The organism is Streptococcus mitis (assembly GCF_002096855.1).
GTDB classification, from domain to species: Bacteria; Bacillota; Bacilli; order Lactobacillales; family Streptococcaceae; genus Streptococcus; species Streptococcus mitis_Y.
Genome location: NZ_NCVH01000033.1, coordinates 307,576 through 330,079, shown reverse-complemented (window position 1 = coordinate 330,079; position 22,504 = coordinate 307,576). Strand labels below are relative to the sequence as shown.

Below are 22,504 nucleotides of genomic sequence, written 5' to 3'. Positions count from 1 at the left end.
CTTTATAGTGTGACTGGTCCTTTAGTTTGTTTTGCAACAAGAAAATAAACTAAAAGATGCGAATAAATCGTTTCTGCACTTTATCACAAGTATAACCAACTTTTTCATAAAATGCATGAGCACCCAGACGATGATCGGCAGAGTTTAAGCGGATAAACCCATAACCACGTCTTTTTGCTTCTTGATCCAACCCTTGTAATAAGCTTTTACCAATACCTTGCCCTTGTGCTTGAGGTGAAACTGCTAAAGCTAAAATATTAAATCCTGCTTTAGAATAAAGTGATTCATAGACCTCAGCGTGGACATATCCAAGCAAGGCATGAGTAGATTCATCCTCATAAGCAAGTAAGAAATGATGGGAATCCTGAGATAGTCTAGCTAATTGACTAGCCGTTTCCTCTGGACTAAAAGAATAGCCCAAAGCATCTTGGTTGATCTCACATATTGCTTTCACATCAGTTTCTCTTAAGTCTCTTAACATCTCATTCCTCCTCAAAAGAAATCTCTGGCAACCGAGCAAGAATATCTTCTCGCTTAATGGCCCCTTGGCGTAAGATTTTCACCTTGTCTCCAGACAAATCCAAAATAGTTGAATCCTGTCCAGTTAGAAAAGGATCGTCTTCCAAACCCAAAACCTCTTGGTCAAAATCCTCTAGAATTTGATTAAAAGTCACTCCACTTGCCTGACCTGAGATATTAGCTGACGGTCCAATCAGAGGTCCTGTCTCTCGAATCAAATCAAGGGTAATGGGATGACTAGGCATCCGAAATCCAACAGTTGCAAGACCAGAATTGACCCAATAGGGAACGCGGTCATTGGCTTCAAGGATAATGGTCAAGGGACCTGGTAAAAAGGTCTCTACAAGTTTTTGAAGATAAGTTGGCTGATTCTTAGAAAAGTGCAAGATATCCTCTAAAGAGGCGATATTGAGGTTAAGCGCCTTGTCTCTTGGACGACGTTTGAGTTGGTAAACATGGTCAACTGCTTTTTCATCTAAGGCCTTAGCAAAAAGACCGTAAACTGTCTCTGTAGGCAGAACGACAGCTCCACCATTTTCCAAGTCTTGTCTAATCCTGTCCATCATCAACTACAACCATCCTATCTTGACTAAACTGGTCCTTGAGCGTTCGTACTCGTTTTTCAGGAAGCTGTTTCCTAAAGAGTTCGGGAACACTTTGACCTTGCTTGTATCCAATTTCAAGGTAAATCTTACCACCATCTTTGAGATAGTCTTTTACATCTTCCGCAATTCTACGGTAAATAGCTAGACCATCCTCGTCTGCAAAGAGAGCTAGATGAGGTTCTGAATGCAAAACATTCAAGCCGACCTCTGACGCATCTTCACGAGAGATATAGGGTGGATTGGAAACAATTATATCATATTTTTCAGAAATTTCTGTAAAACAGTCAGATTTTTTTAAAAATAGTTGAAGATTTTGATTTTTAGCATTTTTACTAGCTACATCTAAAGCATTTTGGGAAATATCTGCTGCTGTCACCGACCAATCTGGTCTATTTTTTGCTAGAGCAAGAGCAATAGCTCCACTACCTGTTCCAATATCCAGAACTGAAAGATTCGTCTCAGGATTTTCAGCCAGGATAAGCTCCACCAACTCCTCTGTTTCTGGACGAGGAATCAATACACGCTCATCAACTGTTAACTGCATTCCATAAAAATCTGTCTGTCCAATGATGTACTGGACTGGCTTGTGAGCTGCTAACTGTTGGAAAATTCCTTTTACAAATACTTCTTCCTCTTCCGTCACTTCCTGCTGAAGAGCAAAAACAAAGTCAGTAAAAGAAAGATTTTTCAGGCTACGATAGACAAAAGAGAGGCTTTCAGCTTCCTCTCCTTGTCTTATCAATTCTTCTTCAAAATCTGAAAATAATTGAGCTAATTTCATTATTTGTTTAATTCTTCTAATTTTTGTGTTTGGTCATAGAGTACCAAGGCATCCACAACTTCATCCAATTTACCAGACAAAATAGTATCTAGTTTTTGGAGAGTCAAGCCGATACGGTGGTCTGTGACACGGTTTTGTGGGAAATTATAAGTACGGATTCGTTCTGAACGGTCACCAGTACCGATTGTCGACTTACGCTCAGCGTCTTGTTCATCCTGAGCAATTTGTGCAAAGTGGTCAGCAACACGCGCACGAATGATTTTCATGGCCTTCTCACGGTTTTTCTGCTGGGTACGTTCTTCCTGCATCTCAACCTTGATATTGGTTGGCAAGTGAACGATACGAACGGCAGTCGCAACCTTATTGACATTCTGTCCACCAGCACCAGAGGCGTGATAGATGTCGACACGAAGGTCTTTTGGATCAATGTCGTATTCAACCTCTTCAACTTCAGGCATAACAAGAACTGTCGCTGTCGAAGTATGTACGCGACCTTGGCTTTCTGTCACAGGGACACGTTGCACACGGTGGGCACCTGATTCGTACTTGAGTTTAGAGTAAACAGATTGACCCGAAACCATAGCAACTACTTCTTTGAAACCACCGACACCGTTCATAGAAGCTTCCATAACTTCAAAGCGCCATCCTTGAGCTTCAGCATACTTTTGGTACATGGTTAGCAAATCTCCAGCGAAAAGTGCTGCTTCGTCTCCACCAGCGGCACCACGGATTTCAAGGATGATATTCTTGTCATCGTTTGGATCCTTTGGAAGGAGCAAAATTTTGAGTTTTTCTTCGTACTCTTCTTTTTCAGCCTTGGCATCTTTGAGCTCTTGCTTGGCCATTTCTTCCAGGTCCGCATCTCCGCCTGATTCCTTAATCATTTCTTCAGCATCAACGATGTTTTGAAGGACTTGTTTGTACTCACGGTAGGCTGTTACCGTATCACGAGTAGAAGCCTCTTCTTTGGAAAGATCCATGAAACGCTTGGTGTCCGAAACCACATCTGGGTCACTGAGCAACTCTCCTAATTCTTCATAACGGTCTTCTACAGCTTGTAGTTGATCATAGATGTTCATTTTCTTCATTCTCCTTATTGATTTCAGGGGCAAAATAATGTTTACGACAAACCGAGATATAGGTTTCATTGCCACCAATCTGGATCTGTTCTCCATCGTAAACGGGCAGTCCATCCTGTGTTCTCAAAACCATAGTCGCCTTTTTCTTACAATACTGACAAATGGTCTTGATTTCGTCAATCTTGTCTGCTAAGAGCAAGAGATACTTGGAACCTTCGAACAGTTCATTTCGAAAATCATTTTTCAAACCAAAAGCCATGACGGGTATATCTAACTCGTCCACAACACGAGCTAGATCGTAAACATGATGACGCTTAAGAAACTGGGCTTCATCGACCAACACACAGTAAGGCTTTTCTGGTAGGTCTCGGATATAGCCAAAGATATCCGTCGTTTCCTCAATCGCAATGGCAGGGCGTTTCATACCAATCCGACTCGACACATAACCAACACCGTCACGAGTATCCAGAGCTGAAGTCATAATCACAACACCTTTTCCTTGCTCCTCATAGTTATAGGCCACCTTGAGAATCTCAATAGTCTTACCGGAGTTCATGGTCCCATAACGATAATACAACTGTGCCATGTTTCTTGCTTCACGTCCATTTCTAAATTTTTGCTACATTCTAGTATATCATAATTTTCTTAAGCTTTAAACGGCAAAATGTGGTAAAATAGAAGAAATCAAAAACTAGTGGAGGAAGCTATTATGCCATTTGTACGCATCGATTTATTTGAAGGACGCACACTCGAGCAAAAGAAAGCTCTTGCTAAGGAAGTAACGGAAGCTGTTGTCCGTAACACTGGAGCACCTCAATCTGCTGTCCATGTCATCATCAACGACATGCCAGAAGGAACCTACTTCCCACAAGGGGAAATGCGCACCAAATAAGCTAGCTTAAGCAGAATTGCTTAGGCTTTTTCAATCTCCAAGTAGCATTCATTGAAGAAATATTCTAAATTTGTTACAATTTGAAAAGAGACTTGGAAAAATTTCCAAGAAAAGAGCTATTTTTAAAGGAAATATTATGATTACACGTGAATTTGATACCATCGCTGCTATCTCCACTCCACTAGGCGAAGGAGCTATCGGTATTGTCCGCTTGAGCGGAACAGAAAGTTTTGCTATTGCGCAAAAGATTTTTAAAGGGAAAGACTTGAGCAAGGTTGCCAGCCACACTCTCAACTACGGTCACATCGTTGACCCTCAGACAGGAAAAGTCATGGACGAAGTCATGGTTGGGGCTATGAAATCTCCAAAAACCTTCACTCGTGAAGATATTATCGAGATTAACACCCATGGTGGGATTGCGGTCACTAATGAAATATTACAACTAGCGATTCGTGAAGGAGCTCGGTTGGCAGAACCTGGTGAATTTACCAAACGTGCCTTTTTAAACGGTCGCGTAGATTTGACACAGGCCGAGGCGGTGATGGATATCATCCGCGCCAAGACAGACAAGGCCATGAACATTGCGGTCAAACAACTTGATGGTTCCCTTTCTGATCTTATCAATAATACCCGTCAAGAAATCCTCAATACACTTGCCCAAGTTGAAGTCAATATCGACTATCCTGAATACGATGATGTTGAGGAAGCTACTACTGCCGTTGTCCGCGAGAAGACTATGGAGTTTGAGCAATTGCTAACTAATCTCCTTAGGACAGCCCGTCGAGGTAAAATCCTTCGGGAAGGAATTTCAACAGCTATCATCGGCCGCCCCAACGTTGGAAAATCCAGCCTCCTCAACAACCTCTTGCGCGAGGACAAGGCTATCGTTACAGACATTGCTGGTACGACACGTGATGTCATTGAAGAGTATGTCAACATCAACGGTGTTCCCCTAAAATTGATTGACACTGCTGGTATTCGTGAAACAGATGATGTCGTGGAACAGATCGGGGTTGAACGCTCCAAAAAAGCCCTCAAGGAAGCTGACTTAGTTCTACTAGTCCTAAACGCTAGCGAACCTCTAACTGCCCAAGACCGACAACTTCTTGAAATTAGTCAAGATACTAATCGAATCATCCTACTTAACAAAACTGATCTTCCTGAAGTGATTGAAACTTCGGAACTCCCTGAAGATGTCATCCGCATTTCAGTCCTTAAAAACCAAAATATCGATAAGATTGAAGAACGCATTAACAACCTCTTCTTTGAAAATGCTGGTTTGGTTGAACAAGATGCTACTTACTTGTCAAATGCCCGTCACATTTCCTTGATTGAGAAGGCTGTTGAAAGCCTACAAGCTGTTAATGAAGGTCTTGAACTGGGAATGCCAGTTGACTTGCTTCAAGTTGACTTGACCCGTACTTGGGAAATTCTCGGAGAAATCACTGGAGATGCTGCTCCAGATGAACTCATTACCCAGCTCTTTAGCCAATTCTGTTTAGGAAAATAAGAAAAATCCATGATCGTTCTTGCGGTCATGGATTTTATTGTGATTATTAGTAATCTGGTCTTAAGACCCCTGTTACAGTTGCCTTAGTTGCTTCGTAGTCGCCATCTACAACAACCTTGATAATGCGTTTAGCATCTTCTTCTGGTGCTGGAACAAGAGGTAGACGAGTTGGTCCAGCTTCAAATCCCATATAGTTCAAAACTGCCTTAACTGGAGCAGGACTTGGATAAGAGAAGAGGGCATTGACCTTAGGAATGAATTTACGTTGAATAGCTGCGGCTTTCTTCATATCGCTTTCTGCAATGGCAGTAAACATCTCGTGCATTTCATCCCCATTTGTATGGGATGCAACAGAAATAACCCCGTCCGCACCAAGGTTCATGGCATGAAAGGCATCTCCATCCTCACCAGTATAGACCAAGAACTCTTCTGGCTTGTGCTCAATCAAGTAAGCCATATTAGCCAAGCTAGTACATTCTTTGACACCAATAATATTTGGATGGTCAGCCAAACGAAGCATGGTTTCTGGAGTTAATTCGACAACCACACGACCTGGAATGTTATAGATAATAATAGGTAAGTCAGAAGCATCCGCAATCGCCTTAAAGTGCTGATACATTCCTTCTTGAGAAGGTTTGTTGTAGTAAGGAACAATAGCAAGCCCAGCAACAAAACCACCGAATTCTGCTACTTCTTTGACAAACTCGATCGAGTCTCGCGTATCATTGGTACCTACACCCGCAATCAAAGGAACTCGTCCATTGACAACTTTTTGAACTGCCTCAAAGAGTTCCAACTCTTCATCGTGGGTCAAGGTTGGACTTTCAGCAGTCGTCCCTGCGAGAAGAATTCCATCCGTATGATGATCCAATAAATGCTCAATCAAGGCTGGAATGGCATCAAAGTTGATGGAACCATCCTCGTGGAAGGGAGTAATAAAGGCTGTGATGATTTTACACTCTTTTAAATCTTGATAAGACATGAAAACACCTCTCTATTTCAAAGAAGGAGTTCATCTGAACTCCTAAACGATATGGCTATTTTAATTCAAATTTCAATTCCGCTGTTGGACGAACCAATCCACGCTCATGAAGCGTTTCTGCGATTTGAACTGAGTTCCAAGCAGCACCTTTGAGGAGATTATCTGAAACAACCCACATATGAATTCCTTTTTCAGCATCCAAGTCTTTACGGATACGACCGACAAAGGTATCACGTGAGCCAACAGCGTTGATAGCTTGAGGATAGATTTGATGAGCTACGTCATCTTCAAGAACAGCACCTGGGAAGGCTGAAATAGCTGCTTTCACTTCTTCGATTGGAGCCACTTCTTTTGTTTCGATATAAACTGACTCAGAGTGAGCTGACAAGACTGGAATACGCACACATGTTGCAGACACTGCGATGCTATCATCTTCCATGATTTTTTTAGTTTCCTTGGTCATCTTCATCTCTTCATAAGTGTAATCATTGTCAGTAAAGACATCGATTTGTGGAAGAGCGTTAAAAGCGATAGGATAGTGTTTCTTATCACCACCTGAAGGCAAAATTTCCGCTTGCAAATCACATGGATTCACACCGTCATTCAAGACTTCACGAAGTTCACGTTGTGTTTCAAGAATCGCTCCCATACCAGCACCTGAAACTGCTTGGTAAGTTGAAACAATGATACGGTCTAAGCCCCATTTTTGGCGAACTGGCTCAAGAGCTACCATCATTTGAATTGTTGAACAGTTAGGGCAGGCAATGATTCCGTTGTGAGCATCAAGTGCATGAGCATTGACCTCTGGAACAACCAAAGGAACATCTGGATTTTGACGGAAGTAAGATGTATTATCTACTACCACCGCTCCAGCTTTCACTGCGTATGGTGCATATTTAGCTGATGTAGAACCACCTGCTGAAAAGAGAGCAATATCAACTCCTTCAAATGCTGTTTCAGTCGTTTCTTCAATCGTAATATCTTGATCTTTAAATTTCAAAGTCTTGCCTGCTGAACGTGCAGAAGCAAGTAAACGAATTTTATCGATTGGAAGTGTTGATTCTTCCAACATTTTTATCATCTGAGCACCGACAGCACCTGTCGCGCCGACTACAGCAACTGTATATCCCATAAACAACCTCTTTCGGAATTTTCTAAAAATTTCTATAATAGATGTATTATACTACTTTTTCCATGAATTGCAAAGCTTTTTCATCATTTTTTGGAAAATAAAAATCCCCAGTCGCTAGACTAGGGACTAAGAGGCATCTTCATGTGATGAGCAGGTTCACACAACTCATCAAGGTCCGCTCCTGCGTTATGACCTCCTTATGCTCAATAGTAGTCCGAAGACTACCTATCGACTCATCGCATCTACTATTCTACTAAAGAGAATGACTTTTGTCAACAGACGAAACTCTTTATACTTTCAAAATTCGTCAGCGTCGCCTTACCGTATATATGTGACTGACTTCGTCAGTCTTATCTACAACCTCAAAAACATGTTTTGAGCTGATTTCGTCAGTTCTATCTACAACCTCAAAACAGTGTTTTGAGCAACCTGCGTCTAGCTTCCTAGTTTGCTCTTCAAGTTTCATTGAGTATTAGTTTCATTTACACAGCTGAATAGAAATAGCTGTGAAAAATTTGGGGTAAACATAACAAAAAACCTTGTAAACAAAGGTTTTTCTGTCTATTTCATGCTAATTGCCGGGATTGAACCGGCGACCTCATCCTTACCATGGATGCGCTCTGCCAACTGAGCTAAATCAGCTTACTTAAAAAGTATACTATAGTTAGAAAAACTTGTCAAGTTTCCTTAGAAATTTTTCATAAGAAAAAGCCAGGTAATAGCTACCTAGCTTATCTAATTCTATTTGCTTAAATCGATTCGACGACCAATTTTACCGATAATAATCGCTCCAATAATTAATGAGGCAAATTCACCAATTCCTGTTGTGAACCAAGTAAGGAAAAATGGTAATTGCGCTACGATATTCAACTCAGCAGCGATAGTAAACATAGAAATTGAAAAGAGGATTGAGAAGAAGAAATGATCTTTTCGAATCAATCCGTTAAAAAGATAATCCTTGCTGTATTTTGCAAAAAGCCAAACACCTAGACTGAGGAATACTAAGGTTGATCCACCACCAACAAAGACATCTAGCGGTCCGAAACTAAAGAAATTAGCAATCATACAACCGATAGTAACACCGATAATGTACTTTGGATTGTAAAAAGCCATAAAGTTCATCATTTCTGAAATTCGGAACTGATAAGCACCATAGCTAATGGCATTTAGAGGTGGTGTGACAGTCAAAACGACATAGATAGCAGCAACGATTGCAATATCTGCAACATCACGAATAGTTAATTTTTTCATCTTTTCTCCTTTGGCGGTTTCCCGCGTGTAATATGCTTGGTGAAAGAAGCTAAGCACCAAGGGTTGCTTGAATCAACCTTACTAGTATAGCACAATAGACTGCTTTATGCTATACTTAAACCATGAAAATTCCTATTCAAAAATTTTTGAACAATGAAATCTTAGCCTATCTCTTTTTTGGCCTTGCAACAACTTTAGTTTCGATTCTCTCGCGATTGGTCATTTATCAACTAAGTCATCAGGAACTCCTTGCTACGACCTTGGCAAATATAATTGGTATCCTATTTGCATTTATTACAAATGATAGGCTTGTCTTTAAGCAAGATAGAGAGAATTGGTCAATCCGTTTAGTGAAATTTTCGCTTGCCCGCCTTTCTACTTTTCTGTTAGATTTGCTCTTTACTTTTCTGTTTGTGACTAGGTTTCCCCACATCATAGGTCAATTCGTAAATGAAAATCTTGACAAAATCAATGCAATCGAAACAATACTTGCTCAAATATTGATAATTATTCTTAATTATATTTTTAGTAAGGTTTTTATTTTTAAAAAATAAAATTTCTGAGCATATATCTTGCAAGCTTTTCTTAATTAATATATAATGGAGTATAAACTTTTTTTGAAAGGAAATTATGAAAATGTTAAAAGATCTTAAAGCATTTTTGCTTCGTGGTAATGTTGTTGACCTTGCTGTCGGTGTGATCATTGCCTCTGCTTTTGGTGCAATCGTTACATCACTTGTTAACGATATCATCACTCCACTTATTTTGAATCCAGCCTTGGAAGCTGCGAAAGTACAAAACATCGCTGAGCTTGCTTGGAATGGTGTTACATATGGTAAATTCTTGAGCGCTGTTATCAACTTCCTAGTTATCGGTACTGTTCTCTTCTTTGTTATCAAAGGTATCGAAAAAGCTCAAAGCCTTACTAAGAAAGAAGAAGCTGCTGAGGAAGCTCCAGCTGCTCCAACTGAGTTGGAAGTACTTCAAGAAATCAAAGCGCTTCTTGAGAAAAAATAATCGTTTAAAAGGATCTAGCGCAAAGCTAAATCCTTTTTCTTTACTCTTTTGGTAACTTACCTGCTTTTTCAAGCATTTTCTTAATAAGATAAGGCATCTTAACATTTTCCCGACCTTTTTTCTCAATCAGTTTTTTCACAAATTCCGGCATTTGTAAATCTTCAGATTCGGCCAAAATATTTTTAGTCTCATCTGAAGGAACTAACTCATCAAAGGTTTCTTCTTCCGGGAGAAATTCCTTAAATTCTTGATGTTCATTGGCTCTGACTGTATTGACCAAGGCATCAATCAAACGAGAATCTGTATTTGGCATTGGTGGACGATGATAGTTCACCCCAAATTCCTGACACAAGTCATAACATTCCACATCGTTGTCAAACAAGACTTCAATATGCTCGCTGATGAAGCTGATAGGAACAAAAATATAATGGTCTGGATGTTCTTTCTGCTCTCTAAGATACTCCAAGACATCTGGCTTAATCCATGGAATCCCAATATCACTTTCACTTTGCCAAGTGTTAGTATATTGCTCAGAACTCAAACCTAGTTTTTCAGCGACTAGCTTGCTATTTTCAAAAATTTGGTCGATATATGGGTCACCAAAATCCAAGGCAAAAATAGGCACACTGTGGGCTGAAAAGATGACTTTAAAGCTATCCTGCTTTACTTCTTCCTTTAAAATTTCACCAATTTCATCTGCCCAATAGTTTAACAGTGCTTCTTCTTGATACCAGTCCTTAATAACTAAAAATTGAATTTGTTTGCTTTCTAAAAATTTCTCATAACCCATGACAGAGTAAAAAGAATAATGAGGCTCCAAAATCAGACAAATACATTGCTCGATTCCGTCTGCTTCCATCTGACCAATCACATCTGTGATAAAAGGTCTGGAAAACTTATTAGCAAAATAAACACTATACTCATTTCCCAGCCTAGCTTCTACCAAGGCAACCTCTTCACGGGTAATTTTTTGCAGAGGCGTGCCTCCAATAAGTACATAATTATCATAGAGTGTTTGAATCTCGTGGTCTTGAGGTCTCACTCCACGACGAATGTTTGTGAAAAAATCAGCTACACCTTCAAAGGTAATCTCTTCTGGCGAACCAAAAGTCATCATTAAAATTGCTTTTTTCATAATCGCTTCCTTGTGATATTTTTATCAAGTTTATTTTATCATTTATCCATTAATAAGTAAACGCCAACATAGCGAATTTCCCTAACTTCTGTCTTTTGTTTTTCACTCTTTTCTATGATACAATGGAAAAAATGAATTCAAAAGGAGTTTTTTATGACTTATCCCAATCTCTTGGATCGCTTCTTAACCTACGTTAAGGTCAACACGCGCTCTGATGAACACTCTACTACTACTCCAAGTACGCAGAGTCAGGTAGATTTTGCTACAAATGTTCTTATTCCTGAAATGAAACGTGTTGGATTACAAAATGTTTATTATCTACCAAATGGTTTTGCAATTGGAACCTTACCAGCCAATGATCCATCTTTAACACGTAAGATTGGCTTTATATCTCACATGGATACTGCTGACTTTAATTCCGAAGGAATCAATCCACAGGTAATTGAAAACTACGATGGTGGTGTGATTGAACTTGGAAATTCTGGTTTCAAACTCGATCCAGCTGACTTTAAGAGTCTTGAAAAATATCCAGGACAAACACTCATCACAACCGATGGAACAACCTTACTAGGTGCTGATGACAAGTCAGGGATTGCTGAAATTATGACTGCTATTGAATATCTGACTGCCCATCCTGAAATCAAGCACTGTGAGATTCGTGTTGGTTTTGGTCCAGATGAAGAAATCGGTGTTGGTGCCAATAAATTTGATGCAGAAGATTTCGATGTAGATTTTGCCTATACTGTAGATGGCGGACCTCTCGGAGAACTTCAGTACGAGACCTTCTCAGCCGCTGGTGCTGAATTGCATTTCCAAGGACGCAATGTCCACCCTGGTACTGCCAAAGGGCAGATGGTCAATGCCCTTCAGCTAGCAATTGATTTTCATAATCAACTTCCAGAGAATGACCGACCCGAGTTAACAGAAGGTTACCAAGGCTTCTACCACCTAATGGATGTGATAGGTAGTGTCGAAGAGGCGCGTGCAAGCTACATCATTCGTGATTTTGAAAAAGATGCCTTTGAAGCTCGTAAAGCAGCAATGCAGTCTATCGCTGATAAGATGAATCAAGAACTTGGTAGCGACCGTGTCACCCTAAACTTGACAGACCAGTACTACAATATGAAAGAAGTCATTGAAAAAGATATGACTCCAATTACCATTGCCAAAGCAGTTATGGAAGATTTGGGGATTACTCCTATAATCGAACCAATCCGTGGAGGGACAGACGGCTCTAAGATTTCCTTTATGGGAATCCCAACTCCTAATATCTTTGCGGGAGGAGAAAATATGCATGGACGTTTTGAATACGTCAGCCTTCAGACTATGGAACGTGCGGTTGATACCATCATTGGTATCGTAGCTTATAAAGACTAAAAAGACGAGGTAGCTCAGCTACTTCGCCTTTCTTTTTATTCTGCTGGTTTTTCTTGATTTCCAGTACTTGTTGTAGATTCTGTTGTTTCCTTTTCTGACGCTGGTTCAGTAGGTTTAGAATCTGTTGCGTTGCTCGGTTTGTTTTCGTCGCTGGCAGTTTCACTGTTAGATTCTGCAGCTGCTGATGTTTCAGTTTCGGGACTTGTCTTATCACCATTTGCCTCGGCATTTGTTGCTGGAGTTGCTTCTTCACTCGCACTTGATTTTGACTTGATTTCTTGATTCAAGACTAGAATAGCTTTTGTCAATTCAAGTAAAGCAGCTTTATCCTTACTCTTAGCAGAAAGTTGATCTAGTAAAGCATCCACCTTATCAAAGTCCGCATCAGACCCATTATTGTTTTCTAAATATGCGTGAAGCGACATGAGAATATCGTAGAGTTTTTGATAGAGTACAAGTGTCTGAGGATCTTGCTCAGCATTTTCCTTCTCTTGTTGGAGGGCGCTAGCGATACGAGTCAAGACATCTTTTACCTGACTGTTTACTTCATCCAAGTCTGCATCAGCCTTGTTTGTGGCAGCTTTGAGATTTTCTACTTCTTCTGCCAAGGATTGTCTGATTCCTTCTTCTTGGATTTGTTCCAAGAGTTGATTTGCCTTGCTCAAAAGACTTTCTACTTCTTCCTTGCTAACATGATTGACATGTTCTTCAGGCATAAAGTCTCCGTACAATTCTTTCAAGAAGCCATAAATAGCTGTCTTGGCACTTTGATTATCTACTTTTTCAGTATCTAGAACTGTTTGACTTGATTTCGCAGTAGTTGGCTGAGCTTTCAAAGCTTCTTCCACTTCTTGTTTTGCCTGATAGATGCTTGGGAATAGTCTGTTCAATTCTGCTGCCTTAAGGAAAGATTGAGATTGATACAAGGTCCAAGTCAACTGAGCTACTTTGTTCCGAAGTTCATCATTTAAACGACCGTCATTTACGTGTTCGTAGAAATACTTGATGTATTCTACAGTTGTAACACCTGTTCGATCATTAAAGTCTTGAAGAGCTTGAAGTTGTGATTCAACCGCTACTAAAGCAGCTTCATCTTTAGCCAACTTAGCCTCTTGGAGTCGAACGAGAAGGTCTTTCTTTGGAAGTCCATAAGAGTCTGTATCCAGTGTATTGATTTTATCAATCAAGGCCTGATATTTCTTATCTAAAGCACTTGTTTCAGTAGGTTTGACACTTTCATCAATATGGATATATTGCTTATCAAAGAGATCAAGGGTTGCAAGATAACCTGCTGTAGAGTTAGTTGCAAGTTTCTTCATGTTTTCAGTAAACTGACCTAAGGCTAACTCAATCTGTCTTTGTTCGATAGGCTTGTCTTTGTAGATACTTCTGCTATCAGCTAGAAGTTGATCCACTTTTTCCAAGACTGCCTTCTCATCAAAAGCTCCAGGTTGATAATTGGATTGTAGAGCTGGAATCTTGTTTTTCAAAGCCACTTCATACCCCTTAGTTTGAACCTTGATGTAGTGATTATGGTCGCCATGAGGAATCACAAAACTACCATTTTCTACCTGTAAGCTATACGGAGACACGCCATCTCTCAAAGCAGTCGTGTAGAGTTCGTTTAGGAAATCAAGTTCTGGATTGCCAGTTTGGAATGGCAAACGAACATGTTCCTTACGAACAGCATATGGGTGGATATGAGTTGGATCGTAGGCTTGGTCTGGATTTCCAAAGACAAAGAATCCGTTTGAAATTCTAATCGCTTCAAGTGGAACACCATAGGTCTTAGAAATATAAGCAATCTTTTCTTCATCGCTAGCATCTCGTGAGAAAGACTCTACCGTTTTAGCAAGAGGTTTTACAGGCTCTGCATCATGATGTGTTTTCAGATGATCCTGAGCTGCCTTAATTTGCTCTGCTGTCAAATCTTTCTTGAAGAAGTAATGATTGTGATCTCCATGTGACATGACAAAACCTTGTTCATCCTCACTGATGACACGATTGGCATCAAAACCGTGATCATGGTCTTCATCATGATGGTGTCCATGATGATCTTCGTCGTGATCGTCATCATGAGCTGGATTTGATGTTGCTGTATTTGCACCTTTCAAGTGTTCCTGAGCAGCCTTAATTTGCTCTGCTGTCAAGTCCTTCTTGAAGAAGTAATGATTGTGGTCACCGTGACTCATGATAAATCCTGATTCATCTTCAGCAATAATACGATTGGCATCAAAGCCGTGTCCACCTTCTTCATGTTCCTCATGTGAAACACCAGGATTGACTGGAAGAGATGGCGAAGGTGTTGTTAGACCATTGTTTGGAAGAGTCGGTTGCCCAATTACGGTCGATTTTGGAATGTAATGGAAATGATCACCATGTCTTACAATATAAGCTGTAGCAGTTTCTTCGACAATATCTTTAGGATTAAAGATATAACCATCAGATGTTGAAGGAATTTCCTTATTTAACGTTGAAGAAGCTTTATTCAATATAGATGGATTACTTGGAAGACTTCCTAGACTAGACGCTACTTCATGAGGTTTTTCATTTATAGAAACTGTAGAACCAGTTCCACCGATAGGCACCATTCTAGCAATCTTTTCTTCTAAAGGAGAGAGCTTGCTGTAAGGAATAAAGTGATAATGGTCACCATGCGGAATCGCAACTCCATTTGGTGTACGACTGATAATCTTAGCAGGGTCAAAGACCAGACCATCTGATTCACTGTAACGTTTGTCGCTAGGTGAATCGTAGAGTTCTTTCAATAAACTTTGGAGATTTTCAACTTTGCTTTCTGGCTTGCTAGTTAATCCTTGCACTGTAGATTGAGTATTATTCTCACTAGCTGTTGAAGAATAGCTTAGCTGACTCGGTTGCGTATTTTTGCCAGCTAAATGAGCTTTTGCTGCTGCTAACTCACTAGAAGACAAATCACTTTTTGGAATATAGTGATAGTGACCTCCATGAGGAACGATATAAGCATCACCCGTATCTTCGATAATATCAGCTGGATTAAAGACATAACCATCATCTGTCGTATAGCGTCCCTGAGACCTTGCTACAGCAACATCAGAGCTGACCTTCTCATTATCTTTGACATGTTCTTGTTTTTGACGGTTGATTTCATCTTTAGTTCGAATATTATCAGCATGAGCTGCATCTTTCAGGTAGACATAATATTTTCCATCTACCTTGATGATATAACCACCCTTGACTTCATTGACAATATCTCCATCCTTAAGTTGATAGTTTGGATCCTTCATCAAAAGTTCTTCACTAAAGAGGGCATCATAAGGAACTTTCCCGTTATAATAATGATAGTGATCACCGTGTGACGTCACATAGCCCTGATCTGTAATTTTGATGACAATTTGCTCAGCCTGAATTCCTTCTTTCTGGCTAACCTGATCTGGTGTCAAGTTTTCAGTTTTCTGACTTGACTGACTGCCATCCACATAAGAGACACGATTATTGTCCTTATTTTCCTGCGAGCGATGCTGGTTCAGTGCATAGGCGCAAAGACTCAAGGATACGATAACAGCTGATCCGGCTGCAATATACTTTTTACTGAATTTCATAAATCCCTCATTTCAATAAATGATGAAGCTTTTCTTAACTTCTTTTTCTCGGTTAAACAGTTTTTCTAAACTGGTTATTTAACCAATTAATTAACCAGTAAATAGTTTACCTTTTTTAAGTTTATCTGTCAAGATTTTTATGTCATTTTAAAAAAATAAAAGCCAGTATTGCTACTGACTCTTACATCATATTGATTTAATAGGATAAACTTATGCTTCTGGTTTCGTCGTAACTGACTCACTACCTTTTAACAAAGCAAGTAGTTTCTCTGCTTCTGCCATGATGCCATTATTATCCATGGTTTGAAGACTCAGATTATTTCGTAAACCAGATAGGCTCTCTGTCACATTGTCTTTCAAACTAGCATCCGTTACTTTAGCAAGTAGAGCTTCTACTTCTTTGAGTTTGGCTTCTACTTTTTCGGTTTCTACTTGAGGTACTTCAGCTTCGTCTGTTGTATCTTTAGATACTTCTTCTGTCTCGTCTTCATCAGTGCTCGGTTTATAAAGATTATCTACTGAAGGGGTTGAACCTGTATGATTTTCTTTTTCATTGGATTCAGGACGGGTTGACTCGTCTGATTCATGATGATTTTCCTTATCTTCATCAGATTTACTGTCTTTGTCTGCCTTATTTTTACGAACATGGTCGCTGGCATTTCCCCAACCATTATCTGAGTGAGGACGTTCTTCAGGATGTTCAACATAATATTTTACAGTCGCAAAGAGATCCTCAAGGCTATAACCCTTAGGTGCTTCATAGAGTCCTTCGTCAAACCAGCCAAATTTAATGTTATGGTAATGGTCGTAATGAGGTATAATTAAGCTACCATTTTTAACTTCAACAGTATGTTGTAGATTGTAAGGAATATGATCAAGTGGGACCTTCTTAGCTGCTTTCACTTTATTATAGATTGCCTCTACTCCTTTAACCTCAGTATTTCCTGAATCCTGATTCGCTGTTGAAGGAGGTGTCAAACCTTTCTCTTTAGCATAAGCCTGAGCTGCCACTCTTTCAGCTTCAGACAAGCTCTCTTTCTTAATCCAATGACTATGGGTCATATGCGGAGTTACATAAGCATCTCCCTCATCACTGGTAATATCACGAATGTCAAAGATATATCCATCTTCTGTTGTATACTTACCTGCTAATTTCGCTAATTTAATTTCATCGTCTGTATAAGCAATTTGAGCATTTGGTTTTCCAAGTCGCTCTGGATGGGTAATTGGTGCTAGGAATGCCAATAAATCATCTACTAATTTTCCTTTATTAGCAGGTTCATCATTCAAGCGTTCTACTAATTTGTCTAAGGCTTGGAAATCAGAAGTACGACCCTTATTTTCAGACAAGGCTTTATGAGCCTCGGTCAACAATTTATATGCTTTATCATAAAATTCTTGATCACGAGGAGCGACATTTTCTTTCTTCGCAACTAGGGTATGCGTCTCTTGAGTTTTCTTAGACAAAAGATTTTCAATAGCATCAATCTTATCCTTGGTCAAATCTTTAGCTAGAACATAACGACTGACGCCCTTATCCTCGATAATATATCCTTCGCCAACTTTTCTAACAACCTGGTTGACATCAAGTTCAGTCGGTTTATTTTCCACTGGTGTTTGAGGTTTGGTAGTAGGGGCTGGCTTCAGAGGAGTAACACTTGGCAAGACACTGCCATTTTGTCCCTTAACAGCTATCATACGAGCCAATTTTTCTTCCAGCGGTGACATTTGTGAATAAGGAATAAAGTGATAATGGTCTCCGTGAGGCACTGCAACACCGTTAGCTGTACGTTTGATGATTTGTGCCGGATCAAAGACTAGGCCATCAGATTCCACATGGCGTTCTGATAAAGGTTTGGCATACAATTCACTTAAAAGTGTTGGGATATCTTCCCCTTGATTTTGATGATATGTTGGGGTGACAGTCAGGTTTGGAGTCTCTGTCAAACTTGGTTGGGCTGGTTTAGCACTATCACTATTTGGTTTACTTGAACTTGTAGCAGAATGAGAACCCTGTTTACCATTCCAATAAGCTTGGGCTGCAGCCAGTTCTCCTGCAGACAAATCACTCTTAGGGATATAGTGGAAATGATTGCCGTGCGGTACAACAAAAGCATCTCCTGTATCTTCAATCACATCTGTTGGACTAAAGACATACCCATCATCCGTTGTATAGGCTCCTCCAGTCCCTCGATTTGGTGCTGGCGTATTGAGATTAAAGTTTGGTTTAATGGTTGAACTTGGTGTTGAACTTGGTTTCTCAGAACTGCTTGATTTTGTATTATCAGCATGACCTTGAACTGGCTGACCTCCAATTGGTAAATTTCGAGCCAATTTTTCTTCCAAAGCAGACATTTGCGAATAAGGAATGAAATGGAAATGATCTCCATGAGGAACTGCAACACCATTTGCTGTACGTTTTGTAATCTGTGCTGGGTCAAATACTAATCCATCAGACTCCACATGACGTTGGCTAAGTGGCAAAGCGTACAATTCTTGAAGGAGACTATCCAAGTCCTCATTTTGACTCTCAGGAGCTGCTGCAGGATTTTGAGGAGACCCATATTGACTTGTTCTCACACTAGATCTTGTTTCAGCTCTGCTCGAACGATATTCAACTGTACTTAATTGACCACCTTTTCCAGATAAGAAGGCTTGGGCAGCAGCTAATTCACTGGCAGACAAATCACTCTTCGGAATATAGTGGAAGTGATTGCCATGAGGAACAATATAAGCATCACCCGTATCTTCGATGATATCAGATGCGTTAAAGATATAACCATCATCCGTTGTATAACGTCCTTGGGCTCTGGCAGCAACTACCGCCTGATCGTTAGAGCCACCCCCGTGATTACTGCTATGTTCCTGTTTCTGACGTTTAATCTCTTCTTTTGTACGAATATTGTCCGCATGAGCCGCATCCTTAAGGTAAACATAGTATTTACCGTCTACCTTAATCACATAGCCACCCTTGATTTCATTGACAATGTCTGAATCCTTCAACTGATAATTCGGATCTTTCATCAGCAGTTCTTCACTGATGATAGCGTCATAAGGAACCTTGCCATTATAGTAATGATAATGGTCTCCATGAGAGGTCACATAACCTTGATCCGTAATCTTAATAACGATTTGTTCTGCGTTGATTCCCTCTCTCTTACTGACTTCATCTGGTGTCAAGTTCTCTGCCTTTTGACCAGCCTGATCACCATCTATATAAGCAACTCGATTCGAATCTTTCTTAACTTGACCAGCTTGGTAACGACCTAGTTCATAGGAACAAACACTTAGGGCAAGAACTGCCACTGAACCCGCTACATATTTTTTATTGATTTTCATTCTTTCCTCACTTCAATTCTTCTGCTAGAACACTCATATTTTCTTCAAGATTTTCTAAATAAGTCTTGTCATTTTGTGGGTCTGCCTCTAAAGGATTCAGAGTTTTAAGACCAACACCTGTTGATTTGACAAGAGTTTCAGCTACTTTCGAAGAAGCATTACTTTCTGTAAAAATCGTTTTAACCTTATAGGTTTTTACAAATTCCTGAATTTCTGTTAGTTGTCTTGGACTTGGTTCTTGTTCTGGAGAGATACCTGCGATTCCAAGTTGATTGAGTCCAAATCGCTTAGCTAGATAAGAAAAGGCTGTATGTTGGGTTACAAATGTCTTCTGACTCGCTTTTTCAAATTTAGGCTGGAATTTCTGAGTCAATTCTTGAGCTTTTTTGATAAAGGCTTGCGCATTTTTCTGATAAGTTTCTTTATGCTCACTATCAACCTCTGACAGTTTATCAGCGATAATCTGAGCTTCTTCTCCAGCTTTTTCAGGATCTAGCCAAGTGTGAGGGTCATAAAGCGTTTTTTCATCAACTCCATCACCTGCTTCCACATCTTCTAGACCAGGGACACGATCCAATGTCATTCCTTCTGAAGCCTCTAAAACCTTAACTTTGGATTTTTTTAGATTGGGATCCAGACTTCCTGCCCAAGATTCAAGTGTATGCGAATGGTAGACAAATACATCTGCATCATAGATCGCTGCAATATCATTTGCTGAAGGTTCAAAGGAGTGAATCCCACTACTTGACTGAATCATTCGAACATCATTCAAGTCACCAGATACTTCCTTGACCATAGCATAGATAGGATAAAAACTAGTTACAATTTTCATCCCTTTACCTGACTGGCTTTCCTTTTGACCACAAGCCCCTAAACACAAAAGAAAGACACTTAACAATACTAAAAATAAACTTTTTTTCTTCATAGATAACTCCTTAACTATTTAATTAACTGGTAAATATTCTACTCCTAAAAATTTAATCTGTCAAGCTATTTTTAGAAAAAATTTGAAATTTCTTTCACATATAAAAATCTGCTGAGTTTCAACAACTCAACAGATTCTCACTTTATATACTCAATGAAAATCAAAGAGCAAATTAGGAAGCTAGCCGCAGGTTGCTCAAAGCACCGCTTTGAGGTTGTAGATAGAACTGACGAAGTCAGTCACATATATACGGCAAGGCGAAGCTGACGTGGTTTGAAGAGATTTTCGAAGAGTATTATTCTTCTATGGTAGAATGCTTATAACCATAAGTAAAGTAAATAATACTTCCTATCAACAAAGCAACTAGGAAAGCAATCCAAGTTTCCATATTGTACTGCAACATAAAGGATAAACAAATGATGATTGATAAAATCGGTAATAATGGAACCAGTGGTGTTTTAAATTCTCCTGCTTTGGGCATCCCCTTTTCTCTCCGTAATCGAATCAAACCATAAGCCAGCATAATCAAGTAGGCCAAGGTACAAATATTTAAGAAGGCTGCGATACTAGCAAGAGGGAACATTCCTGCTGCTACTGCTGAAGCTAGACCTGTCAAGATAGTAGCATTTTTTGGTACCTTGCTTGTTTTAGTCAGTTCTTTAAAGGCAGCAGGCATCAAGCCGTCACGCGCTAAACTGTAAATCATACGCGATAGGGCATAGGTCATCGAGATACAAACAGTAATCAAGGTCAAGATAGCCACTAATGACACATAATTAGCTGCCCAACTAATCCCAACGCTACGAAGAGCAAAGGCAACGGCATCGTCGACATTTAGATGACTATAGTGAACCATACCAGTCAAAACAAGAGTCACCAAGGCATAAAGAATGGTTACGATAGAAAGCGATAAGACAATCCCTCTAGGAATATTTTTTTGAGGAGTCTTGACTTCATCTACAGCCATAGAAATGGATTCAAAGCCCAAAAAACCAAAGAACATCAAGGACGCACCAGCCATAATACCAGTACTAGCGCCATATATTTGGCCAAAACCATAGGGGGCAAAATTACTCCAGTTCTCAAGCTTGATATGCCAAATTCCTACTAAAACAAAGAGAGCTAAAGCAGAAAATTTCAAAATAACTAGAATCGAATTAAAGCGTAGGGCGGCTTTCGCATTAAGTAAAACAAGCGAGGTCACCAATACCAAGACAAGAATAGGCAATAAATCAATAAATGTTCCTGCTTGAGGATTAAAGGTACCATTTAAAGCCTGGGGAAGGGCTATCCCGTATTGAGAGAGCAAGCCTTTAAAATAAGCTGCCCAACCTGAAGCCACACCAGATATGGCTGTCATGAATTCCATCATGGTTAACCAACCTGCCAACCAAGCTGGGAATTCTCCTAAAATAGCATAGAGATAGCTATAGGCACCACCTGTAGCGGGTACTCGTGAAGCAAATTCTGCAAAAAAGAGGGCTGATAATCCCACACACAAGGCAGAAATGACGATTGAAATCACTAGCGCTGGACCCGCTAGAGTTGCGGCTGCAGTACCTGTTATAGTAAAGACACCTGTTCCTACCATGGCTCCGATACCTAACAAAATCAAATCCCATAACTTCAAATGCCTGTGCATCTCCGTTTTATCCAAACTAACATTCTTTGTTCTAAATATATTCATCTTTGACTCCAAAATAAAATGATGATTCTATTTTACCATAAATATAGGATATTTGTGAATATTTATAAAATAATTTTCTAAAAAAATCTGACTACTCTCTTGTAATCAGATTTTCATCTATTCTAGTTCATTTCTTTAAAGGCTGCTTCTGCATCCGCATTACTGATAACACCAAATTGTATCTTTCCAATCTTTCCTTGACTGTCAATTAGATATTCTGTAGGAATGCTTCGAATTTGATAAGCTTGGAAGGTGGTTGCTTTGGTATCATAAAGAACTGGGATATCCTTATAACCTTGATCTTGGAACCATTGTGGGAATTGCTCAACAGTTTTTTCACCTTGAATTCCTGGTGCAATGACACTAAGAATTTCAAAATCACGATCTGGTTTCGCCGCTAATTCCATCAACTCAGGCATACTCTTCTTACATGGACCACACCATGAAGCCCAAAACTTTAAGTAGACTTTTTTACCCTTATAATCAGATAACTTAACTTCTTTACCATCCATAGATTGCAAGGTAAAATCTGGAGCCTCTTTCCCAACAGCAATTTGTTGTACAGTCGTTTGTTGCTGTTGTTTTGGGGATTGTTGTGGAGCTTGAGTCTTTTTAGTCTCTTCCTCACCACAGGCTATCAATACGACTAATGACAAGAGGCTTAAGCCAGCAAACATTACTTTTTTCATCTT

The 22,504-nt window shown here is 39.7% G+C and carries 19 protein-coding genes, 1 tRNA gene and 1 riboswitch; of the genes, 5 read left to right on the top strand and 15 right to left on the bottom strand.

Going from position 1 to position 22,504, the window contains the following annotated elements:
• Nucleotides 1–49: 49 nt before the first annotated feature.
• The 5 genes from B7698_RS09855 to B7698_RS09835 are packed head-to-tail and all read right to left on the bottom strand — an operon-like array spanning nt 50 to nt 3,570.
• Nucleotides 50–481: a GNAT family N-acetyltransferase gene (locus B7698_RS09855; RefSeq protein WP_000942963.1), complete on the bottom strand. Its 432-nt coding sequence runs from the start codon at nt 479–481 to the stop codon at nt 50–52.
• Between the two features lies 1 nt (nt 482).
• Entirely contained in the window at nt 483–1,085 is a 603-nt protein-coding gene (locus B7698_RS09850) for an L-threonylcarbamoyladenylate synthase (RefSeq protein WP_084865594.1), read from the bottom strand.
• Complete coding sequence (gene prmC / locus B7698_RS09845) at nt 1,069–1,905, bottom strand: peptide chain release factor N(5)-glutamine methyltransferase (protein ID WP_084865592.1); 837 nt, start codon at nt 1,903–1,905, stop codon at nt 1,069–1,071. The genes B7698_RS09850 and prmC overlap by 17 nt, the downstream gene beginning before the upstream one ends.
• Nucleotides 1,905–2,984 (bottom strand): peptide chain release factor 1, encoded by a 1,080-nt coding sequence (gene prfA / locus B7698_RS09840; protein WP_001028792.1) that lies wholly within the window; start codon nt 2,982–2,984, stop codon nt 1,905–1,907. Before prfA ends, prmC begins: the two co-directional genes overlap by 1 nt.
• Nucleotides 2,971–3,570, bottom strand: a complete 600-nt coding sequence (locus tag B7698_RS09835) for a thymidine kinase (protein ID WP_084865590.1) — start codon at nt 3,568–3,570, stop codon at nt 2,971–2,973. The genes prfA and B7698_RS09835 overlap by 14 nt, the downstream gene beginning before the upstream one ends.
• 123 nt (nt 3,571–3,693) lie before the next feature.
• Between B7698_RS09835 and B7698_RS09830 the strand changes: the two genes are divergently transcribed.
• Nucleotides 3,694–3,876 (top strand): 4-oxalocrotonate tautomerase, encoded by a 183-nt coding sequence (locus tag B7698_RS09830; protein ID WP_001117401.1) that lies wholly within the window; start codon nt 3,694–3,696, stop codon nt 3,874–3,876.
• A 136-nt stretch (nt 3,877–4,012) separates the two neighbouring features.
• A complete protein-coding gene (mnmE, locus tag B7698_RS09825) occupies nt 4,013–5,386 on the top strand; it encodes a tRNA uridine-5-carboxymethylaminomethyl(34) synthesis GTPase MnmE (RefSeq protein ID WP_084865588.1) in 1,374 nt (457 codons plus the stop codon).
• Nucleotides 5,387–5,432: 46 nt separating this feature from the next.
• Here the strand turns inward: mnmE and dapA are convergent, their stop codons facing one another.
• The 4 genes from dapA to B7698_RS09800 form a co-directional block, all read right to left on the bottom strand.
• Nucleotides 5,433–6,368 carry a 4-hydroxy-tetrahydrodipicolinate synthase gene (dapA, locus tag B7698_RS09820; protein WP_084865585.1) on the bottom strand — a complete coding sequence of 312 codons (936 nt, stop codon included), beginning with the start codon at nt 6,366–6,368 and terminating at the stop codon, nt 5,433–5,435.
• 55 nt (nt 6,369–6,423) lie between these two features.
• Nucleotides 6,424–7,500 carry an aspartate-semialdehyde dehydrogenase gene (locus B7698_RS09815; RefSeq protein WP_084865583.1) on the bottom strand — a complete coding sequence of 359 codons (1,077 nt, stop codon included), beginning with the start codon at nt 7,498–7,500 and terminating at the stop codon, nt 6,424–6,426.
• Nucleotides 7,501–8,069: 569 nt separating this feature from the next.
• Nucleotides 8,070–8,142 (bottom strand) — tRNA-Thr (locus tag B7698_RS09805).
• A gap of 99 nt (nt 8,143–8,241) precedes the next feature.
• Entirely contained in the window at nt 8,242–8,751 is a 510-nt protein-coding gene (locus B7698_RS09800; RefSeq protein ID WP_084865581.1) for a QueT transporter family protein, read from the bottom strand.
• Nucleotides 8,749–8,845: riboswitch (PreQ1 riboswitch) on the bottom strand. (Overlaps the previous gene by 3 nt.)
• A gap of 28 nt (nt 8,846–8,873) precedes the next feature.
• Between B7698_RS09800 and B7698_RS09795 the strand changes: the two genes are divergently transcribed.
• Both B7698_RS09795 and mscL read left to right on the top strand, forming a co-directional pair.
• Entirely contained in the window at nt 8,874–9,305 is a 432-nt protein-coding gene (locus tag B7698_RS09795) for a GtrA family protein (protein ID WP_084865580.1), read from the top strand.
• An 82-nt stretch (nt 9,306–9,387) separates the two neighbouring features.
• Nucleotides 9,388–9,768: a large conductance mechanosensitive channel protein MscL gene (gene mscL / locus B7698_RS09790; protein WP_049544643.1), complete on the top strand. Its 381-nt coding sequence runs from the start codon at nt 9,388–9,390 to the stop codon at nt 9,766–9,768.
• Nucleotides 9,769–9,808: 40 nt separating this feature from the next.
• On the opposite strand, the gene hemH is transcribed toward mscL, so the two are convergent.
• Nucleotides 9,809–10,903: a ferrochelatase gene (gene hemH / locus B7698_RS09785; RefSeq protein ID WP_084865577.1), complete on the bottom strand. Its 1,095-nt coding sequence runs from the start codon at nt 10,901–10,903 to the stop codon at nt 9,809–9,811.
• Nucleotides 10,904–11,056: 153 nt separating this feature from the next.
• Between hemH and pepT the strand changes: the two genes are divergently transcribed.
• Nucleotides 11,057–12,280: a peptidase T gene (gene pepT, locus B7698_RS09780; protein ID WP_084865575.1), complete on the top strand. Its 1,224-nt coding sequence runs from the start codon at nt 11,057–11,059 to the stop codon at nt 12,278–12,280.
• Nucleotides 12,281–12,315: 35 nt separating this feature from the next.
• Here pepT and B7698_RS09775 read toward each other — a convergent pair whose 3' ends face one another.
• The 5 genes from B7698_RS09775 to sdbB all read right to left on the bottom strand — a co-directional run bounded on the left by B7698_RS09775 (nt 12,316) and on the right by sdbB (nt 22,501).
• Complete coding sequence (locus B7698_RS09775; RefSeq protein WP_084865573.1) at nt 12,316–15,861, bottom strand: pneumococcal-type histidine triad protein; 3,546 nt, start codon at nt 15,859–15,861, stop codon at nt 12,316–12,318.
• A gap of 210 nt (nt 15,862–16,071) precedes the next feature.
• Nucleotides 16,072–19,200 carry a pneumococcal-type histidine triad protein gene (locus tag B7698_RS09770; RefSeq protein ID WP_084865570.1) on the bottom strand — a complete coding sequence of 1,043 codons (3,129 nt, stop codon included), beginning with the start codon at nt 19,198–19,200 and terminating at the stop codon, nt 16,072–16,074.
• Nucleotides 19,201–19,207: 7 nt separating this feature from the next.
• On the bottom strand, nt 19,208–20,125 hold the full coding sequence (adcAII, locus tag B7698_RS09765) for a zinc-binding lipoprotein AdcAII (protein ID WP_084865568.1): 918 nt from the start codon (nt 20,123–20,125) through the stop codon (nt 19,208–19,210).
• Between the two features lie 295 nt (nt 20,126–20,420).
• Nucleotides 20,421–21,812, bottom strand: coding sequence for an APC family permease (locus B7698_RS09755; RefSeq protein ID WP_084865566.1), 1,392 nt, complete (start codon nt 21,810–21,812; stop codon nt 20,421–20,423).
• A 122-nt stretch (nt 21,813–21,934) separates the two neighbouring features.
• The gene (sdbB, locus tag B7698_RS09750) at nt 21,935–22,501 is read right to left on the bottom strand and encodes a thiol-disulfide oxidoreductase-associated lipoprotein SdbB (protein WP_045606862.1); all 567 of its coding nucleotides are present in this window, start codon (nt 22,499–22,501) and stop codon (nt 21,935–21,937) included.
• Nucleotides 22,502–22,504: the final 3 nt, after the last annotated feature.